The sequence below is a fragment of the Pedobacter jamesrossensis genome (assembly GCF_042650905.1).
In the GTDB taxonomy this organism is placed as follows: Bacteria; Bacteroidota; Bacteroidia; order Sphingobacteriales; family Sphingobacteriaceae; genus Pedobacter; species Pedobacter jamesrossensis.
In genome coordinates this window covers 49,757-66,222 of sequence record NZ_JBHSBY010000146.1, presented here as the reverse complement: position 1 = coordinate 66,222, position 16,466 = coordinate 49,757, and the positions used below count along the sequence as shown (strand labels likewise).

General features: G+C 34.7%; 21 protein-coding genes and 1 tRNA gene. 2 read left to right on the top strand and 20 right to left on the bottom strand.

Annotated features, from left to right (window positions below):
• Positions 1–7 precede the first annotated feature (7 nt).
• The 13 genes from ACFOUY_RS21005 to ACFOUY_RS20945 all read right to left on the bottom strand — a co-directional run bounded on the left by ACFOUY_RS21005 (position 8) and on the right by ACFOUY_RS20945 (position 10,260).
• Positions 8–208: a Sec-independent protein translocase subunit TatA/TatB gene (locus ACFOUY_RS21005; RefSeq protein ID WP_316755313.1), complete on the bottom strand. Its 201-nt coding sequence runs from the start codon at positions 206–208 to the stop codon at positions 8–10.
• An 11-nt stretch (positions 209–219) separates the two neighbouring features.
• Entirely contained in the window at positions 220–597 is a 378-nt protein-coding gene (gene tatA / locus ACFOUY_RS21000; RefSeq protein WP_378963255.1) for a twin-arginine translocase TatA/TatE family subunit, read from the bottom strand.
• 44 nt (positions 598–641) lie between these two features.
• Entirely contained in the window at positions 642–1,940 is a 1,299-nt protein-coding gene (locus ACFOUY_RS20995; RefSeq protein WP_378963254.1) for a murein hydrolase activator EnvC family protein, read from the bottom strand.
• A 156-nt stretch (positions 1,941–2,096) separates the two neighbouring features.
• The gene (locus ACFOUY_RS20990) at positions 2,097–2,888 is read right to left on the bottom strand and encodes a DUF4292 domain-containing protein (RefSeq protein WP_378963253.1); all 792 of its coding nucleotides are present in this window, start codon (positions 2,886–2,888) and stop codon (positions 2,097–2,099) included.
• Positions 2,866–4,560 (bottom strand): tetratricopeptide repeat protein, encoded by a 1,695-nt coding sequence (locus ACFOUY_RS20985; protein WP_378963252.1) that lies wholly within the window; start codon positions 4,558–4,560, stop codon positions 2,866–2,868. The genes ACFOUY_RS20990 and ACFOUY_RS20985 overlap by 23 nt, the downstream gene beginning before the upstream one ends.
• Before the next feature lie 82 nt (positions 4,561–4,642).
• Entirely contained in the window at positions 4,643–5,077 is a 435-nt protein-coding gene (gene dut, locus ACFOUY_RS20980; RefSeq protein WP_378963251.1) for a dUTP diphosphatase, read from the bottom strand.
• 42 nt (positions 5,078–5,119) lie between these two features.
• Complete coding sequence (locus ACFOUY_RS20975) at positions 5,120–6,601, bottom strand: oligosaccharide flippase family protein (protein WP_378963250.1); 1,482 nt, start codon at positions 6,599–6,601, stop codon at positions 5,120–5,122.
• A gap of 83 nt (positions 6,602–6,684) precedes the next feature.
• Positions 6,685–6,957 (bottom strand): acylphosphatase, encoded by a 273-nt coding sequence (locus ACFOUY_RS20970; protein WP_378963249.1) that lies wholly within the window; start codon positions 6,955–6,957, stop codon positions 6,685–6,687.
• A gap of 26 nt (positions 6,958–6,983) precedes the next feature.
• Positions 6,984–7,379, bottom strand: coding sequence for a hypothetical protein (locus tag ACFOUY_RS20965; RefSeq protein WP_378963248.1), 396 nt, complete (start codon positions 7,377–7,379; stop codon positions 6,984–6,986).
• Between the two features lie 7 nt (positions 7,380–7,386).
• Entirely contained in the window at positions 7,387–8,331 is a 945-nt protein-coding gene (locus tag ACFOUY_RS20960) for an NAD(P)H-dependent flavin oxidoreductase (RefSeq protein WP_378963247.1), read from the bottom strand.
• Positions 8,332–8,335: 4 nt separating this feature from the next.
• A complete protein-coding gene (locus tag ACFOUY_RS20955) occupies positions 8,336–9,502 on the bottom strand; it encodes an amidohydrolase family protein (protein WP_378963246.1) in 1,167 nt (388 codons plus the stop codon).
• 116 nt (positions 9,503–9,618) lie between these two features.
• Positions 9,619–9,691, bottom strand: a tRNA-Thr gene (locus ACFOUY_RS20950).
• A 113-nt stretch (positions 9,692–9,804) separates the two neighbouring features.
• Positions 9,805–10,260 carry a PA2169 family four-helix-bundle protein gene (locus ACFOUY_RS20945; RefSeq protein ID WP_378963245.1) on the bottom strand — a complete coding sequence of 152 codons (456 nt, stop codon included), beginning with the start codon at positions 10,258–10,260 and terminating at the stop codon, positions 9,805–9,807.
• A 278-nt stretch (positions 10,261–10,538) separates the two neighbouring features.
• Here ACFOUY_RS20945 and ACFOUY_RS20940 point away from each other — a divergent pair, with 278 nt between their 5' ends.
• Together ACFOUY_RS20940 and ACFOUY_RS20935 are read left to right on the top strand one after the other, a co-directional pair.
• Positions 10,539–11,213, top strand: a complete 675-nt coding sequence (locus tag ACFOUY_RS20940) for a hypothetical protein (protein WP_378963244.1) — start codon at positions 10,539–10,541, stop codon at positions 11,211–11,213.
• 58 nt (positions 11,214–11,271) lie between these two features.
• Complete coding sequence (locus ACFOUY_RS20935; protein ID WP_378963243.1) at positions 11,272–11,676, top strand: hypothetical protein; 405 nt, start codon at positions 11,272–11,274, stop codon at positions 11,674–11,676.
• Between the two features lie 69 nt (positions 11,677–11,745).
• Here ACFOUY_RS20935 and ACFOUY_RS20930 read toward each other — a convergent pair whose 3' ends face one another.
• From ACFOUY_RS20930 to tnpA, 7 genes are all read right to left on the bottom strand, one after another.
• Positions 11,746–12,516 carry a ThuA domain-containing protein gene (locus tag ACFOUY_RS20930; RefSeq protein WP_378963242.1) on the bottom strand — a complete coding sequence of 257 codons (771 nt, stop codon included), beginning with the start codon at positions 12,514–12,516 and terminating at the stop codon, positions 11,746–11,748.
• A 47-nt stretch (positions 12,517–12,563) separates the two neighbouring features.
• Complete coding sequence (locus ACFOUY_RS20925; protein ID WP_378963241.1) at positions 12,564–12,998, bottom strand: low molecular weight protein-tyrosine-phosphatase; 435 nt, start codon at positions 12,996–12,998, stop codon at positions 12,564–12,566.
• A 2-nt stretch (positions 12,999–13,000) separates the two neighbouring features.
• A complete protein-coding gene (locus ACFOUY_RS20920; RefSeq protein WP_378963239.1) occupies positions 13,001–13,435 on the bottom strand; it encodes a hypothetical protein in 435 nt (144 codons plus the stop codon).
• A gap of 69 nt (positions 13,436–13,504) precedes the next feature.
• Complete coding sequence (locus ACFOUY_RS20915; RefSeq protein WP_378963238.1) at positions 13,505–13,933, bottom strand: hypothetical protein; 429 nt, start codon at positions 13,931–13,933, stop codon at positions 13,505–13,507.
• Between the two features lie 111 nt (positions 13,934–14,044).
• On the bottom strand, positions 14,045–15,031 hold the full coding sequence (locus ACFOUY_RS20910; protein ID WP_378963237.1) for a pyruvate dehydrogenase complex E1 component subunit beta: 987 nt from the start codon (positions 15,029–15,031) through the stop codon (positions 14,045–14,047).
• A 331-nt stretch (positions 15,032–15,362) separates the two neighbouring features.
• Positions 15,363–15,920, bottom strand: a complete 558-nt coding sequence (locus ACFOUY_RS20905) for a GNAT family N-acetyltransferase (RefSeq protein ID WP_378963235.1) — start codon at positions 15,918–15,920, stop codon at positions 15,363–15,365.
• Position 15,921: 1 nt separating this feature from the next.
• On the bottom strand, positions 15,922–16,380 hold the full coding sequence (gene tnpA, locus ACFOUY_RS20900) for an IS200/IS605 family transposase (protein ID WP_378963234.1): 459 nt from the start codon (positions 16,378–16,380) through the stop codon (positions 15,922–15,924).
• Between the last annotated feature and the right edge of the window lie 86 nt (positions 16,381–16,466).

The following is a 16,466-nucleotide window of genomic DNA, read 5'->3' as shown; positions in this document are numbered from 1 at the left end:
TATTGTATTAAACGGTTTTATCGCGGTTAGAGGGATCAACTTGTTCTCCGTCAGTACCGTCTTTACCATCTTTAAATTCTTTAACACCCTTACCTAAGCCACGCATAAGTTCAGGAATTTTTTTACCACCGAATAATAACAATACCACTACCGCGATAATGATAATTTCTGGCGTACCAAGCATTGCTGCTATTGTTGTATTTAACATAACTTTTTTGTTTAAACTTTTTGACTGTCAGTTACAATTTTTTCGTCGATGGGAGTGCTTTGTGGATAAGGGACATCCGAACCTTCATGCGCTACAGGAGGAGTTGCAGTTTCTGTAAAAGTACTCTCAGTAGGATGATGACGTTCGTTATTATTATTTGCGACTGTTTGTTCTGCTTCTTCTTTATCCAAATCCATAGCATTTATGTTTCTATGAATTTCACGCTTCACACCATCAGAGGCATCTTTAAATTCTCTGATTCCTTTTCCTAAGCCCCTTGCTAATTCAGGTAATTTTTTACCTCCAAATAACAATAGAACTACCCCTAAAATGAGTACGATCTCCGATCCACCCATGTTTAAAAACTCTAATAACGTGCCTTGATACATCACTAATCTATTTTATACAAATATAAACATTTAATTTCCTAATATTATTTACTAATCCAAGCCTCGGGGTTTAATGGTGTAGAAACCCTTCTAATCTGGAAATTAAGTAACGGAACACCATCTGTATTTGCAACGGTTCCAATTGCTTGTTTTGTATCTACTGTACTACCAACACTAACACTTACCGACCTCAGATTTTGATAAACAGTAAAGTATTCCCCATGATTAATCAAAACAAGATTTTTACCAAGGTAATTCTGCACTGCTGCAACTTTTCCACCAAATACAGCCCTTACGGTTGCGCCTTCAGACGTTGTAATATCAACACCATCGTTTGAGTATGTTGCCTGATCTACTTTATGTACCCCAAATCTTTCAGTAATCTGCCCTGAAGCAACTGGCCAAGGTAATCTTCCTCTATTATTTTCAAAACCTTCTGATAGCTTTGCGGATTCTGGTGTGGCTGTAAGTGCCTCACCGCTCGTTTTAGCTTTAGCAGCAGGTGGTGCAACAGGAACAGGCTTGTTTTCGGCTTTTGCTTTAGCTACTGCAGCAGCCCTTGCCGCTGCCTCTCTTGCTGCTGCTAAACGTGCTTCCTCAGCAGCTTTTCTTCTCGCTTCTTCAATAGCCCGCTGAATGGCCGCTCTAATAGCTCTATCTATCTGTGCTTGTTGTTTTTTCTTTGAAGCAATATCCTGCTTAAAAGTTTTTTCTTGTTTACTCAAGTTATTTAAAACAGCAGACTGCTGGCTTTTATCTTTAGCTAAACGCTCTCTTTCACGCTCTTGTTCTTTTAACAAATCACCTTTCTCTCTCAATGTTTTATCCAAAACTTTGATTTTACCGTTCAAATCTTGCTGGGTATTTTCTATATAACCTGCTTGTTTTTTACGGTATTGACTAAATTGTTGTAAATATTTTATTCTTTTGTAAGCCTGATTAAAATCCTTTGCAGCAAAAATAAACATCATCTTATCGTATGAGTTCCTGTTTCGCTGAGCAAAACGAATCATGCCTGCATATTCTTTTTTAAGATCACCTAACTGACCTTGTAATGTATGTACGGTATTTGTGTTCTGAGAGATTTGGCTATCGAGATTTTTAATTTCAGAATTGATAGTACCTATCTTATCCTGACGCAAACGAATTTGTGCATTTATACCATTAATTTGCTGTAAAGTAAGTTTTTTACCACTTGCCGTTTTTCTTAAGCTTTTTTGAAGTTGTTCAATATCACGTTCAATTGCTTCTTTTTTTCTTCTGAGTTCATTAGCAGTTTGAGCCGAAGCAGAATACGCAAACACAAAAAAAACTAGGATAAATAGGAGTTTATGGAGCTTCATTAAGCCAAAAGTATAAAAATTTTACAGTAAAATACATTAAAATTGAGATACAGATTGGATAAAAGCCTGCACGCGATCCTTATTCACAAAAACTTCATGCTAAGCTTAAAACACAATTATTATAACAAATACGAAAGTGTAGAATTTATAAACTAGTTACTTATCCACCAACGTGTATCTCTTTGGTACTGTAAACGGAAAATCTACCGGAACATTGCCATCGATTTTAACATACTGCAAATCTATATTTATTTTTTTAGCACCAGAAAGTGTATTGATTTTTAATGCTCCCGGGAATAAAAACTCGTTTAATTTTTGATAATCATCATACGCAACTTTTAGCGCCTGCCCATTTTTTGCATCATTTAGATTAGTTTCTGAAACTTTAAACAGCGTATTGAAAAGTAATTTATAATCTAAATTTGCCTTTGAGCCAGATACTACCCAAACCCCATTTTCCTGGGCTATATTAGAATCATTTGCTAAAAATTCGCCCATTGCATTCCCCGTTAAAACTGACTGAAGGGTATTAAAGTTAACTTGTTTGTTTGTGAAATTATAAATGTAGCTAAAAGGTTTTTTCAGGTATTCACTTTTTAGCTTATTTTGGATTTTAATGCTATCGGGCGTGATTAAAGCTCTCGCTACTTCTGCTAAACCACCTAATGCGGTAATACTTACCCAAATGGTTTCTTTATCTTTCATACGAAAATTCATTGTAACATCATTAGAATTTCCGTCTATATCAAGCGTAGCCTTAGCTTTTAAAGAGAGTGTATTAAATTTTAGCTGTTTACTGTTAAGTAGAGTAAGCGCTTCTGCTTTAGTATTATCAACTTTAGTTTCTGCTTTTGGTGGTGCAACAACAATTTCTTTTTTTGGCTTACAAGCCGAAACAAAAATTATCACCCCTAGAATAAACAGGCTATTTAAAATATTTTTTTTCATTTATCTTTTTATTTAATAATTCTGAGCCATTTCCGGCCTCTTTTGCTTTTTGCCATTGGATTACCGCAACCTCTTTTTCACCTTTCATGAAGAGAATATCGCCGTAGCGCTCCAAATAAACACCATTCTTATTGTTATTGTTTTGCAAAGCCTTTTCAATCCACATTTTTGCTAAGTCGTACTTTTGTTGCTTAAACAAAATGAAGGCATAGGTATCGGTAACCGAGGAATTATCTGGCATTGCATTGGCAGCCGTCTCCGCATATTTTGCTGCTTTTACTAAATCATCATTCTTTAAAGCCAGGTAATAGGCATAATTATTCATGATAAGGTAATTATCGGGCTCTGTTGCTATTGCCTTTTCAAAAGCTGACTTCGCTAAAGAAAAATTATTTTGATTAATATAAATATCTCCTTGTAACGCATAAACCTGAGCCTGAAGGCTTTTATTATCCACATCCAGCTGAAGCGCATTTTTTAAATTGCTTTGAGCGCTGTCATATTTACCCGTTTTAAACAATGCATAAGCCATATAGTAATATAATCCTGCTTGATTTGGGTAAAGTGTTAGTGCCTCATCGCCTACTTTTACCGCATCTTGGTAATGCCCTAAAAGCGTTTGAATATTAATTACCTGTTCCCAAACTGCATAAACCTGTTCGTTTAACTTTAGTGCCGCCAGATATTTAACCAACGCTTCTTTTAACTTGTTTTGCTGATACAAAACATCACCATATAATGCTAAAGCCTTTGCGTCATCCGGATTTTTTTCTGCAATGCTTTTACTCAAATCTGTAATATTTTTAGCTACAATCGGCTGGTCGATTTTTGGAAATAATGCAGCTATAATTTTTACCTTTTCCGTTAATGGCATTTCGCTACTATCAAAAGCAAGTTTAAGTGATTCGAAAGCAGCTCCGTCATTTTTTTGCTTACGGTAAACATCTGCCAAACCTAAATTAACTTCGAAGTTATTTGGCTCCAGCTGATGCGCTTTGAGTAAAACTTTTAATGCTTCAGCTTCATTATTTTTTTGCAAAAGTAATCCTGCAGCATATAAATAATTTTTAACATCGGCTTGATTTCCTTCCAAAAGCTTAACTATATCACTTTCAGTGGCATTCCCCTTAGTTTGAAAACGGCTCATGGCGATAGTTAATTCCCTAGATTCGCCAAATTTTTCCCGAATTTGTTCATAGGTCTTTTTAGCCTCATCAGGCTGATTTAAAATAACCTGAGCATTAGCTTTATCGAAATAATAGGAATCTTTATCTGGCTCAACACGAATAAGTTGGTTTAAAACAAGTATAAGTTCTGGTATTTTATTTGTGCGTTTATAGATTTCGCCTTGTAAACGCAAATACCATTTATTATCAGGGCTTAATTTTATTGCTTGCTTTATATTTTGCTCTGCTTCTGTTAATTTATCTAGACGAAAATTTGCGTTTGCCAATTCAAAATAAGCCGCATGATTATTTGGATCCAGACTAACAATTTTGGTAAAATTCGTTGAAGCAACGGCATAATTCTCAAACATTTTTTCTCTCAAGGCCGCAAAAAACAGCTGCTTCACGATGTTACTATCGCGACTAAGATCTGGAATAGGCTTAACTTGTCCGAAAGCTTGAACGCTCAGAAAGCTTACTGCGAGAAATAAACAACCTTTGATCATATTTTTAATGATTGAATGAAAGAGAATTAAAATGAGTGTATTTGCGAAATGCAAAACATTCAATCATTCAAAAACTCAATTATTAAGCTTTGCCTGTATGCCCGTAACCACCCTCGCCTCTTTGTGTTTCTCCTAATTCTTCAACGGCTTGCCAGATAACGGTTTCATGTTTAGCAACAACCATTTGCGCTATTCTATCTCCGTTAACGATTTTAAAATCAGTATCTGATAAATTTATTAATAAAACCTTTAATTCTCCCCGATAATCTGCATCTATAGTTCCTGGTGCATTTACAATGCTAATTCCATGTTTATAAGCCAAGCCACTTCTCGGTCTAATCTGTGCCTCAAAGCCGATAGGCAATTCGATAAATAAACCCGTTGGTATTAACAGGCGTTGGAAAGGTTTAAGAACAATTTCCTCACTTATTGATGCCCTCAAATCCATACCCGCAGCGTGAGCAGTTTCGTATTGTGGCAATGGATGCGCAGACTTATTGATGATTTTTATTTCCATTTTATACTGAATAAATGAATTATATGAGTGACTGATTAAAAATTATCGCTTTAGTATTTTCATCAAATCGTTTTTCTCAAAATAAGCTATAGCTGCAACAAAAGCAATTAACATTGCATTACCTATGTAAATATTTCTGTTAAAGATAAAAAACGAAGAGAAAACAATTATGGTTGAAACGATCAAATAAGCCAGTATCTTTTTTAGATTATATGGAATTGGATAGTATTTTTGGCCTAAGATATACGACAAAACCATCATAACAAAATAAGCCAGCATACTTACCCAAGCAGAGCCCATATAACTGTACTTAGGAATTAATACAACATTTAAAACGATGGTGATTACAGCGCCGGCCAAAGAGATATATAATCCAAAACGAGTTTGATCTGAAAGGCGATACCAAATTGATAAATTCATGTAAATCCCAAGGCAAACATAGCCCAATAACAAGTAAGGAACGGCTGGTAAACCAACCCAATATTCTTCCTTCCGAATAAAGAATTTTAATACTTCGATGTTAGCAATAATACCAACAAAAAGAACGGATAATGCAATTACGAAATATTTTAAAATGGTTGCGTAAGTATTCCTTGCATTGGCTTCTTTAGCGTGGCTAAAAAAGAAAGGTTCTGCGCCAAGCCTGAAAGCTGTGATAAATATACTTAGAAAAATAGCGATTTTACATACCGCCCCATATATACCAACCTCGCCATCGGCAATTTCTGGGGGTAGTAACTTCTGAAGCACAATTTTATCCAAATTCTCGTTTACAATAAAAGATAGGTTTGCAACTAAAATTGGCCAACTGTAAGAGAACATATTTTCGAAAAGTTTACCATCAAAACGCAATTGAAGTTTTAAAAATTCCGGAAGTAAATAAATAAATGTAGCAATCGAGGCAATAAGATTTGCTACGAAAACATATCCAATCCATTGATGCCTGTACCATGAAGCAAACCATTCTGCACCAAGCCAATTGTGTTTAATTATGGCAGGAACTAAATAAAGAAAGATTAAATTAAAACCAACAAAGCAGCCGATATTTAAAAATTTAGCAACGCTGTATTTAAATGGCCTTCCATCTGCTCGAAGTTTTGCAAAAGGGATAACGCAAATTGCATCAACAAATAAAATCCATAAAAAAAAGCTCACGTACTGTTTGTAATCTGATAGTTCGCTGCTTTTGGTAGCCAAATATCCTGCTATTGAAGAAGAAAAGATTAGACCAGTAATTAAGAATAGCGTAGAAATAAAGCCAATGCACAAAAATGAATTGTTGTAAACCTGCTGCTTTTTATCTTCAAATTTATTTAAATACCTAAAATAGGTACTTTCCATTCCAAAGGCCAAAACTGCATTAATTAAAGATGCGTTGGCATACATATTTGTAAAAATGCCATAAACACCTTTTTTATAAACCGCTGTGTAAATCGGTGTTAGAATAAAATTGAACAATCTTGAAAAAACGGTACTTATCCCGTAAACCATTGTTTGCCCAAGAAATTTTTTATATACAGACATTTAATTAGTATCAGGATGAAAGTATCAGGTATCAAGATTTTGAGCTCACCATCACGGTCTTGCTACTTGACACCAAATACTTGCTACTTTTTATAGATTTCAAAATTACGATAGTTTTTCAGTTCACCTTCCGTAACCACAACTTTTTCTATGCGAGAACGATCTGGCCCTTCATGGCACCAGTTTACAAATTCTTCAAGAAAAATATCTTCAGCTTCAGCTTCAATGTAAACCGAACCATCCTTTTCATTTCTAACGAAACCATTAACGGTCATTTGGTTGGCAATTATTTTTGAAGTTTCCCTAAAACCAACGCCTTGAACTTTACCGGTGATCGTAATATTAAAGTGTTTCATAATTCTGCAAAGTTAATTCTTTTGATTTATGTTGAGCCTTTTTTAAACTCATGTTGCCCAAAAGAAACTAAACCAAAGGCTATAGCGAAAAATCCATAAATAGCGATTGGAATTATCATCATGGTAAATTCCGTGTGTTTTAAAAAGTATTTAATCAGGATTATAAAAACCATAAAAAAATGCATAGAATTCCCGAGTGAAACTGGTTTACTATATATACCACCAATAAGATTCGCTTTGGCTGTCCAGTTTAAAATAGCGAAACCAAAATTAAGAGCACCCAATACTTGAACAATAAGCACCAAAGCTTCTGGGTTTCCCAATTTTAAAAAAGTTAAAATCTCAGCCGGGAGAAAAGAACAAGTGACACCCATTATAGCGAAAAGAATACAACTGGCAATCATTAATATTTTGGTATTCATAAATTAATTACATGGTTAAACGAGATAAGCTATCTTTCGCATCGATAAATTCTTGCCAAATCTCAGTTAAAATCTGCGCTGCGGGTTTAATTTCTTTAAGCATAGCTGATACCTGGCCAATTTCGAGTTCGCCTTTTTCTACATCTCCCTCAAACATACCTAATTTTGCTCTCGCTCTGCCCAAAAGTTCTGTAAGCTGGTTTTGGCTTGCGCCTTCGGCTTCCGCTTGTTCAACAATATCAGCAAATTTATTTTTTAATAGCCTTACCGGAACTAATTTTTTCATTGATAATTTGGTGTCGCCCTCCACAGATGAAATAATTTTATCCTTAAATAAAGGATGAGCAGACGACTCTTCTGCAACAGCAAAAGCAGAGCCTATTTGAACCGCATCAGCACCTAATGCAAATGCAGCTAACATCGATTTTCCACTTGCTATTCCGCCGGCGGCAATAATTGGAATTTGAATAACTTCTTTTATCATTGGAATTAAACACATGGTTGTCGTTTCCTCCCGTCCATTATGTCCGCCTGCTTCAAATCCTTCAGCAACGATTGCATCCACACCAGCCTTTTCTGCTTTCAAAGCAAACTTTGAGTTCGCAATAACATGAACAACTGTAATTCCTTTTTCTTTTAAAATGCTCGTCCAGGTTGCCGGATTTCCTGCCGAAGAGAAAATAATTTTTACATCTTCTTCAATAACAACATTTATAATTTCTTCAATATTTGGATACAAGAGTGGAATGTTAACACCAAAAGGCTTATCTGTTGCAATTTTGCATTTCCGAATATGTTCCCTTAAAACTTCAGGATACATAGAGCCTGCACCAATTATACCTAAACCGCCAGCATTAGAAACTGCAGAGGCTAATTTCCAGCCACTACACCAAACCATTCCAGCCTGTATAATTGGATATTTTATATTGAAAAGATTACAGATTGGATTCATAAATTTAAATTAGTTTAATCACCCCGTCATCCTCAATTATAAAATCTTCTGATAACTGAATAAGATTTAAGCCTGGACTTTTACCTTTTTCTATCGTTCCAATTTTCTTCTCTAATCCTAAAAATTCGGCTCCGTTAATGGTTGCCCATTGTAAAAGTTTTTCAAAATCGACATGCTTTTGCTCTTGCAAAGTTTTCATCTCTGATAAAATATTTAGCTGCTGATTACTTGCTAAACTATCGGTTCCTAAAGTTACTTTAACGTTTTCGTCGATAAATAAATCTACATCAGGCAAAGAATTTTCGATATATAAATTTGCCTGGGGGCAAAGGCACCAATATAAATTAGCATGTTTTTGCCTGGCGAATTTTATATCTGCCTTACTAGAAACGGTATTATGAACTAATAGTGTTTTTTGCTTTTTTATGTATGGGAGCCAGCTTTGCAGAGAAGTTTTTCCTGATGGTTGAAAAAATGAAATGTCCAAACCTAAAAATTTATAGAGTTCTAAAAAGCCTCCTGTTTTGTCTTTAAAGAAAGAATTTTCGTTCTGAGTTTCCTGATTATGAACTGTAATAAAAGTATTGTGCTGTTCTGCTTCTTCATTAATTAGGTTAAAAAGTTCAGAAGAAACAGAATAAGGCGCATGAGGGACAATGCTGGCTGCTAAAGGTAAAAACTCCTTCTTTATGCAGTTAGCACTATCCATTATTGCACTTGCACGATCTGGATTAAACCCCATTACCTCAACAAAAGTGTGGTAATACAGTTTGCTATTTGCTTTGATAGTCTTAGAAGCTATTTGATTGGAAATATCACCAACGGCAATAATTCCATTATCAAACATCATTTTGTCGGCTTCCTGCATGGCCAATTTATCCTGCACAATATCGGTGTGTCTGCTTTTAATAATGCTTTGTACAAATTCTACTAAACCTGTATGTTTTGGGATTTTACCTAACATATACGATAATTCGAGATGACAATGGGTATTAATAAATCCCGGAACAATTACCCCTGCATATTTCTCAAACTCAACATTACGACTAAGAGCTTGCTCTGCGGTTAAAATGTCTGCTATTTCTCCATTTGGATGAACTGCAACTATTCCGTTTTTTATTGGATTAGTATTTACTGGAAAAATCCAATTGGCTGAAAAATATTTTAGCATGAAGCAAATTTACGATTTTGGATTTACGATATGTAATGAAGAGCAAACGCTTTGGAGATTTGTATATTTGGAATACAATATAAAATCTTAAATTCTAATAGCTAGAAATTAAGAAGAGCCTCCTATCGGAATCGAACCAATGACCTACTGATTACAAGTCAGTTGCTCTACCAGCTGAGCTAAGGAGGCTTTTAATGGGGATGCAATGATAGAAAAAAATCTTCTTTTCCTCAAAAAAAATAAAAAATCCCTTGCAAATAATTTTTCTGCAAAGGATTTTCTATGTTAACTAAAGCTAAATTTTACGCTTGAGAATCGCGTAATCTCTTAATCTCATCGTGCGCTATTCTTAATGATGCTTTTTGATCAGAAATTAATTCTCTGATATTTGATGGTAAATCCTCATCTTCAAGGGCCATTTTATAAGCATTTTGAGCTGCATCTTCTCCAAATTCGCAGTTATTTAAAACTGTTTGGCGGTCGTGACCAGTAAATAATGCCTTAACGTCCATCCAGCCTCTGTAAATCTTTCCTGATGTTGTTGTTCCGGTTTCAATATCTTCACCTGAAGCTGCAATTTCAGTTGCTAAAGCCATTCTATATTTCTGACTTTCTTCAATCATATTTAAGAATAAAGATTTTAAATCTGCATCGCCATCTTTTAATTCCTGACGAGCTTTTTCATAACCTTCTATACGGTCGTTATTAATTTGAACTAGGTCATTTAATACCTCTGCTGTTGCTATTGTAGTTTTCATGTTTTTTTTATAATAGTTTCGATGTATTAATTCAACACGATCAATTAAAAAAAAGTTTGTCATTTTTTTTTTATACCTACAACGCTTAGCTATAGCGGCTATACTTAAACAGTCTTATGCTTTAAAAACAAACACATTTAAATGATGAATATTTATGTTAGCATCCAATTAAATTATAGTCGCATTTTTTTTACTTAAAATACCAATCAAAAAGACCAAAATATTGATTTTATAAATGCAGATTGCAAATATTAAAATACATCATACGCTGTAAAATTATGAGCGCTTTTATTCAAAATCCCCCTGATGGTGGTACAATGTACACCGAAACAAACCTCACTCAATTATTTCCTGAACCCTTAAATACAATTACAAGCTGCTTCTTTTTGGTAATTGCAGTTTTCTTTACCTTCAAACTTTGGGGGAATTTTAAACAACATCAATTTTTAAGCCTCGCTTTAGCGCTGCTCTACATCGGTGGAATTGGCGGAACAACTTACCATGGTTTTAGGCGATGGCCAATTTTTATTATGATGGACTGGGTGCCAATTATGTTGCTCTGTCTTTCAGCAGGTGTTTATTTTCTTGCAAAAATTACTAAGTGGTACTTTGCCGTTACCATTGTATTCATTTATACTATGTTTCAGTTTTTTTTAAGAGGACAATTTACCGGTGGTGATTTTCAGATATTTATAAATATTAATTACGCTTTAATGGCTGCGTTAGTTCTTTTTCCTGTTTTTGGCTATTTAATTAAAACAGACTGGAAGAATGGCAAATGGGTAGGGTTTGCTTTAATATCGTTTGTATTTGCCTTAACCTTTCGCATAGCAGATAAATGGGGAATATTATCAATTGGCACGCACTTTTTATGGCATACTTTCGGAGCCATTGCCTCATTTTGCATGCTTAATTTCATATACCTGGTTAATGAAAGAAAAATAAAATCATAATAAAATATTCATTCTTAAAAGGTGTAAATCTATTATCTTCGTTTAAAATGATTACAAAATGAAGAAATTGATAATTCTATCTGCCCTGGTAATTGGGTTAAATTTTGCGTCAAATGCACAAAGCATTTTAAGTAAAGCAACAGCTATTGCATCGTCTGCAGGCTTTGATGTCAACACATTAACATCTGGCATCATGGGTAAATTAACACCTAGCTTAAATTTAACAGCGGCTCAAAAACCTACTGTTACATCGGCTGTTAAAGACTTTTTAGTTCAAAAAGCCACAATTATGACCACACAAAAAACTGACCCAGCCGCTTATCAAAGTAAATTTGGAAAACTTTTTTCAGGTTTAAAATCAAAATTAGGTACTGCTTTAACAGTTGCTCAATTAACGAAGTTCAGTTCTTTAAAACCAGCAGCCCCATCGGCAACAAACGTACTTTCACAACTATTTTATTAAAATTTGAATGACATTAATCAAAATAATCCAAGATAAACTTTTTGGATTATTTTGCTCTTGAACATGTTATTAAGGCAATTTAGTGCGTGCTTTAGAATAATCGAGTTTCTTTTGCCCACCAATGGCGTATTCAATCCCACCATATAAATGTTTTAAAAACTTATCATCTTTCCAGGCTTCATCTGTATGCCCCATTGAGGTGTAGAACGATCTTCCGCCATCGAAGTTGTGATACCAGCTAAAAGGATGAAACTTTCCATTGGTACCACCTTTGTAAGAAGATTCATCAATTGTAATTAACACCTTAATATGCGGATTAATATCTTTAAAGTTGTATAACTCATCCCGGTGCATCCAGATTGAATCTGTCATAAACTTTGTTGATGGATGTTTCCTGTCTTTTATTACAAATCTGGCTTCTTGTTGTGCGGGATGGCTTGTAAAATAAGCACCTGCAAGCTTTCCATACCAAGGCCAATCGTATTCTGTATCTGTTGCTGCATGAACGCCAACATAACCTCCGCCTGCCTGAATATAACGTTCAAATGCCGCTTGTTCTGCGTTATCTAAAACATCACCTGTTGTACTTAAAAAAATAACTGCAGCATAATTTTTCAGATTAGCTTCGGTAAACAGCGCTGCATTTTCTGTGGTATCAACAGAGAAATTATGTTCCACACCTAACTTCTGAATAGCGGTTTTTCCAGCCCCAATAGATGCATGACGAAATCCTTTCGTTTTGGAAAACACTAAAATCCTAGGTATTTTTTTAGCTGAAATGTAGCTCTGAAGGAAAATTACAGCACAGATTAAGAAGCAAAACGAAAGAATCTTTTTCATAATTATAAATGGTTAGAGATTTGAATACAGTTAAACTGCAAACTAAATTAAGAAAGTTGTTTGATAATTTCTTTACATCTTTCTTCAACTTGTCGGCAAACCGTGCTGAAAAGGCTATTATCCCAATATGGGTCTGTAACTTCGTCGTTATCTAAAAAAAGTTTAACCTTTTTACACTCTTCTTGCGTTTTTGCTAAACTAAGAACATCCTTTAAATTGTTCTTATCCATTACCAAAATCAAATCGTATTCTGCAAACATAGCGTGGTTAAATTGCTGTGCTTTTTGTTTACTAATATCGTACCCGAAGGATTTAGCTGCAGCGATACTTCTATGGTCTGGAGCACTTCCAATATGCCAGTTTCCTGTACCCGCCGAAGCAATCTCCCAATTTAGGTTTTGCTCATCAGATAAGTGGCGCATAATGCCTTCTGCCAATGGCGATCGACAAATATTACCTAAGCAAACCATTAAAATTTTCAAAATTATTGTGCTTTAAAAGAATATAAAACAGAGTAGTAAGCTACTCCCGGTGTATTAACTATTGTATAATTTAAGGTATTTCCATTTAGGTTACAAAATATTTCTGGAGCAGATTTTCGAGTTAAAATTATTTGTGAACCCGATCTTTTCCACCTTTGTTCAGGACTATTTGGTAGCATATCGCATAACAAACCAGTAGAGGAGATTTGATAAGTTCCATTTGCAAGAAAAGTTAATGTATAGTTGTTAGACAAACAACCATTAACCCCCTCTATACTTTTGTAATCTGTTATAAGTTTTCCATTAATATTAAACCCCGGTGTAACTGTTGCGGTTTCTAACACCCACTTTTGCTTAGTTATTTGATCTGCTTCCTTGTCTTTCTTTTTGCATCCAAACAAAATGATAGTAATTGCAAGTAATATTAATTTTTTCATAGCTTCTAATTTAAAGGATGATATTGAAGTTATTGCTATAGCTAAAAATAACAAAGACCTAATGCATGGTTACATTAATTTGCTTATATAAACGTAAACAAAAGTATAAACTATACCGTTTTGTGAGGAAATAGTTTTGGTTTGTGTAAGCTTACCATTCTTAAGGATAAATGGAAAATTTGGGTCTGTAGATAGAAATATCTGATCGCCATTTTTTTTCCATGTTTTAATGCTTTTATCAACAAAGAGATCACATAATGCTCCATTAGCGCCAGCAGTAAAAGTGCCATCTTTCGCAAAGGAAAGTATCCATGTTGCATCACAACTACTTGGCCCCATTAATTCTAGATAATTGGTACTTGTTTTACCACCACTTGTCATGGCTGGTGTAACTGTAGTCGATTCTATTACCCAGTTTGTGTTAATTAGGGTTTTATCGGCATCTTTTTTACAGGAAAGAGCTGTACAGATTACGAGCAATAATAGTAGTTTCTTCATCAGATTAGTTTTATTAAGGTAAACGTGGCAAATGATTGATATGCGACAAAAAGGCAAAAAAAATCCCCTAAGCATTGCTTAAAGGATTTGTATTTTGTAAAACCTATTGGTTTATTTTGTAGCGTACATTACATCTTTAACCGCTTTAATTACTTTTTCTGCGTTTGGTAAGCTGGCAGCAATTAAAGTTGGTGAATATGGAAGTGGAACATCTGCACAAGTGATACGTAAAACCGGAGCGTCTAAGTAATCGAAAGCTTTTTTCTGTACCATGAAAGCAATTTCACCTGAAAGCGATGCTAAAGGCCAAGCTTCTTCTACAACAACTAAACGGTTTGTTTTCTTAACAGACTCGATAATTGTATCGTAATCGATAGGACGAACAGTACGTAAATCAATAACTTCTACGTTGATTCCCTCTTTGGTTAATTCTTCAACCGCTGGATTTACCACGCGAGTTAACATTTTACCGAAAGTTACAATAGTTACATCAGTACCTTGTTTAGTTACGTTTGCTTTACCAAATTCAATGTAATATTCTTCTGCAGGAACATCGCCTTTATCGCCATACATTACTTCCGATTCCATGAAAATAACTGGATCCGGATCGATAATAGCTTGCTTTAATAAACCTTTAGCCTCGTAAGGAGTTGATGGAACAACTACTTTTAAACCTGGAGTATTAGCAAACCAGTTTTCGAAGTTTTGTGAGTGTTGGGCACCTAATTGACCAGCGTTACCTGTTGGTCCGCGGAATACCATAGGGCATGAGAACTGACCACCACTCATTGATAAAATTTTTGCAGCGCCGTTGATGATTTGGTCGATTGCTACCAATGAGAAGTTAAATGTCATAAACTCTACAATTGGAATAAGGCCAGCTGTTGCTGCACCAGTTGCAATCCCAGCGAAACCTAATTCGGCAATTGGGGTATCAATAATACGTTTAGCACCAAATTCATCAAGCATACCCTGACTTACTTTGTATGCACCGTTATATTCTGCTACTTCTTCACCTAATAAAAAAACGCGGTCATCTTTACGCATTTCTTCTTGCATGGCTTCGCGTAGTGCTTCTCTAAATTGGATTTCTCTCATTGTAAATTTTAATAACGGTGGCAAATATAATTATTAAAACCATTGAAACCAAAGGCTATAATGCCTGTATTTTGTAATAATTATGGTTGATTATGCTTGTTTTTTTAGCATAATGTTGTTGTATTTTTCAATAATTGGCAAGAAGATGAAATATTATTTCGTAATGCTACAGAATAGAGGTTGATTGTATTAAAGACAGGTGTTTTATCGGAATATATCGTTTTTATTTTAATCACTCTTGTCAAGTCAAATTTTTATAAAGCCGGGCATCAGCCTTGATGGTTTGCTCTGTTATTCTGTCTAAACAATACATAATATAAAGATTTATGCGCTAATGATTCGGATTTAATAATCCGTATATCTCACTATCTAAAAATTGGCCACGGAAATAATAATCTTGTTTGAAATGCGCTTCCTTAACAAAACCATGTTTAATTAGCATTTTTCTTGATGCATCATTTTCAATATTAATATTTGCTTTGATGGTATGCAGGTTAATTTCTTCAAATCCAAAAGCTATCGTTCTTTTTAATGCTTCCGATATAATTCCTTTTCTCCAGTAATCTGGGTGGAGCATGTAACCAATTTCTGCTCTATGGTTTCCATAATCTGTCCGCCAATATCCTATCGAACCAATCATTTTGTCAGGATTTTCTTTTAAAGCGATTACCCAGGCGAGGTTGTCGCCATTTTCGAAACCCCTGTTAAATGCGGTAATGAATGTTTCAATTTCTAGTAAATCTTTTGGTCGCTCACGATCGATATATTTCATTACTGTTTCGTTGGTGCGCATGGCAAACAAGGTTTCGGCATCAGAAGGGCTATGTTCTCTTAAAATTAATCTTTCGGTTTCGAGTGCTGGAAATTTCGTAAAGTTTAGGGTTAGCATTTTATTCTTTTTGTAATTCAAACTTAAATTTACTGACGAATTCTTTTGCTTCATTGTGAAATGATTTCTTACGATGATGCTCTTCTTGATTTTTAATGTAACGAGTTACTATTTCCAAATTCGACTCGCTAACAGAAACGGCAAAATAATCATCTTGCCACATAAAAGTCTCATCTGTAAGCATATTTTTATTCATCCAATATGCAGATTCTCCTTTAATTAGTTGAGCGATTTTTGCAATAGTTTGTTCTTTTCCTAATGATATTATGCAATGAAGATGTTCGGTGTAACCATTAATAGCAGTTAGAAAAATTGATTTTTCTTTGCAGTTTTCTATGATGTGATTTTGCAGCTTGTAACGGATGTTTTTAGTTAGATAGGGATGTCGGTTTTTGGTTGAGAACACTAAGTGCACCCAAATTTTTGTATACGACATAGCTAAGTTTTTGGCTAAAGCCAATATAAGGATTTTTTATGACAGTCAGCTAAAGCAGACTGCAATGAAATGGATGGAGTATAGAGCGATTTGGTTATGGCAAATCTCTA

Excerpts from the sequence above, each read along its gene's own strand:
- ACFOUY_RS21005 (WP_316755313.1), bottom strand. The coding sequence starts at position 208 with ATGTTAAATACAACAATAGCAGCAATGCTTGGTACGCCAGAAATTATC.
- tatA (WP_378963255.1), bottom strand. The coding sequence starts at position 597 with ATGTATCAAGGCACGTTATTAGAGTTTTTAAACATGGGTGGATCGGAG.
- ACFOUY_RS20995 (WP_378963254.1), bottom strand. The coding sequence starts at position 1,940 with ATGAAGCTCCATAAACTCCTATTTATCCTAGTTTTTTTTGTGTTTGCG.
- ACFOUY_RS20990 (WP_378963253.1), bottom strand. The coding sequence starts at position 2,888 with ATGAAAAAAAATATTTTAAATAGCCTGTTTATTCTAGGGGTGATAATT.
- ACFOUY_RS20985 (WP_378963252.1), bottom strand. The coding sequence starts at position 4,560 with ATGATCAAAGGTTGTTTATTTCTCGCAGTAAGCTTTCTGAGCGTTCAA.
- dut (WP_378963251.1), bottom strand. The coding sequence starts at position 5,077 with ATGGAAATAAAAATCATCAATAAGTCTGCGCATCCATTGCCACAATAC.
- ACFOUY_RS20975 (WP_378963250.1), bottom strand. The coding sequence starts at position 6,601 with ATGTCTGTATATAAAAAATTTCTTGGGCAAACAATGGTTTACGGGATA.
- ACFOUY_RS20970 (WP_378963249.1), bottom strand. The coding sequence starts at position 6,957 with ATGAAACACTTTAATATTACGATCACCGGTAAAGTTCAAGGCGTTGGT.
- ACFOUY_RS20965 (WP_378963248.1), bottom strand. The coding sequence starts at position 7,379 with ATGAATACCAAAATATTAATGATTGCCAGTTGTATTCTTTTCGCTATA.
- ACFOUY_RS20960 (WP_378963247.1), bottom strand. The coding sequence starts at position 8,331 with ATGAATCCAATCTGTAATCTTTTCAATATAAAATATCCAATTATACAG.
- ACFOUY_RS20955 (WP_378963246.1), bottom strand. The coding sequence starts at position 9,502 with ATGCTAAAATATTTTTCAGCCAATTGGATTTTTCCAGTAAATACTAAT.
- ACFOUY_RS20945 (WP_378963245.1), bottom strand. The coding sequence starts at position 10,260 with ATGAAAACTACAATAGCAACAGCAGAGGTATTAAATGACCTAGTTCAA.
- ACFOUY_RS20940 (WP_378963244.1), top strand. The coding sequence starts at position 10,539 with ATGAGCGCTTTTATTCAAAATCCCCCTGATGGTGGTACAATGTACACC.
- ACFOUY_RS20935 (WP_378963243.1), top strand. The coding sequence starts at position 11,272 with ATGAAGAAATTGATAATTCTATCTGCCCTGGTAATTGGGTTAAATTTT.
- ACFOUY_RS20930 (WP_378963242.1), bottom strand. The coding sequence starts at position 12,516 with ATGAAAAAGATTCTTTCGTTTTGCTTCTTAATCTGTGCTGTAATTTTC.
- ACFOUY_RS20920 (WP_378963239.1), bottom strand. The coding sequence starts at position 13,435 with ATGAAAAAATTAATATTACTTGCAATTACTATCATTTTGTTTGGATGC.
- ACFOUY_RS20915 (WP_378963238.1), bottom strand. The coding sequence starts at position 13,933 with ATGAAGAAACTACTATTATTGCTCGTAATCTGTACAGCTCTTTCCTGT.
- ACFOUY_RS20910 (WP_378963237.1), bottom strand. The coding sequence starts at position 15,031 with ATGAGAGAAATCCAATTTAGAGAAGCACTACGCGAAGCCATGCAAGAA.
- ACFOUY_RS20905 (WP_378963235.1), bottom strand. The coding sequence starts at position 15,920 with ATGCTAACCCTAAACTTTACGAAATTTCCAGCACTCGAAACCGAAAGA.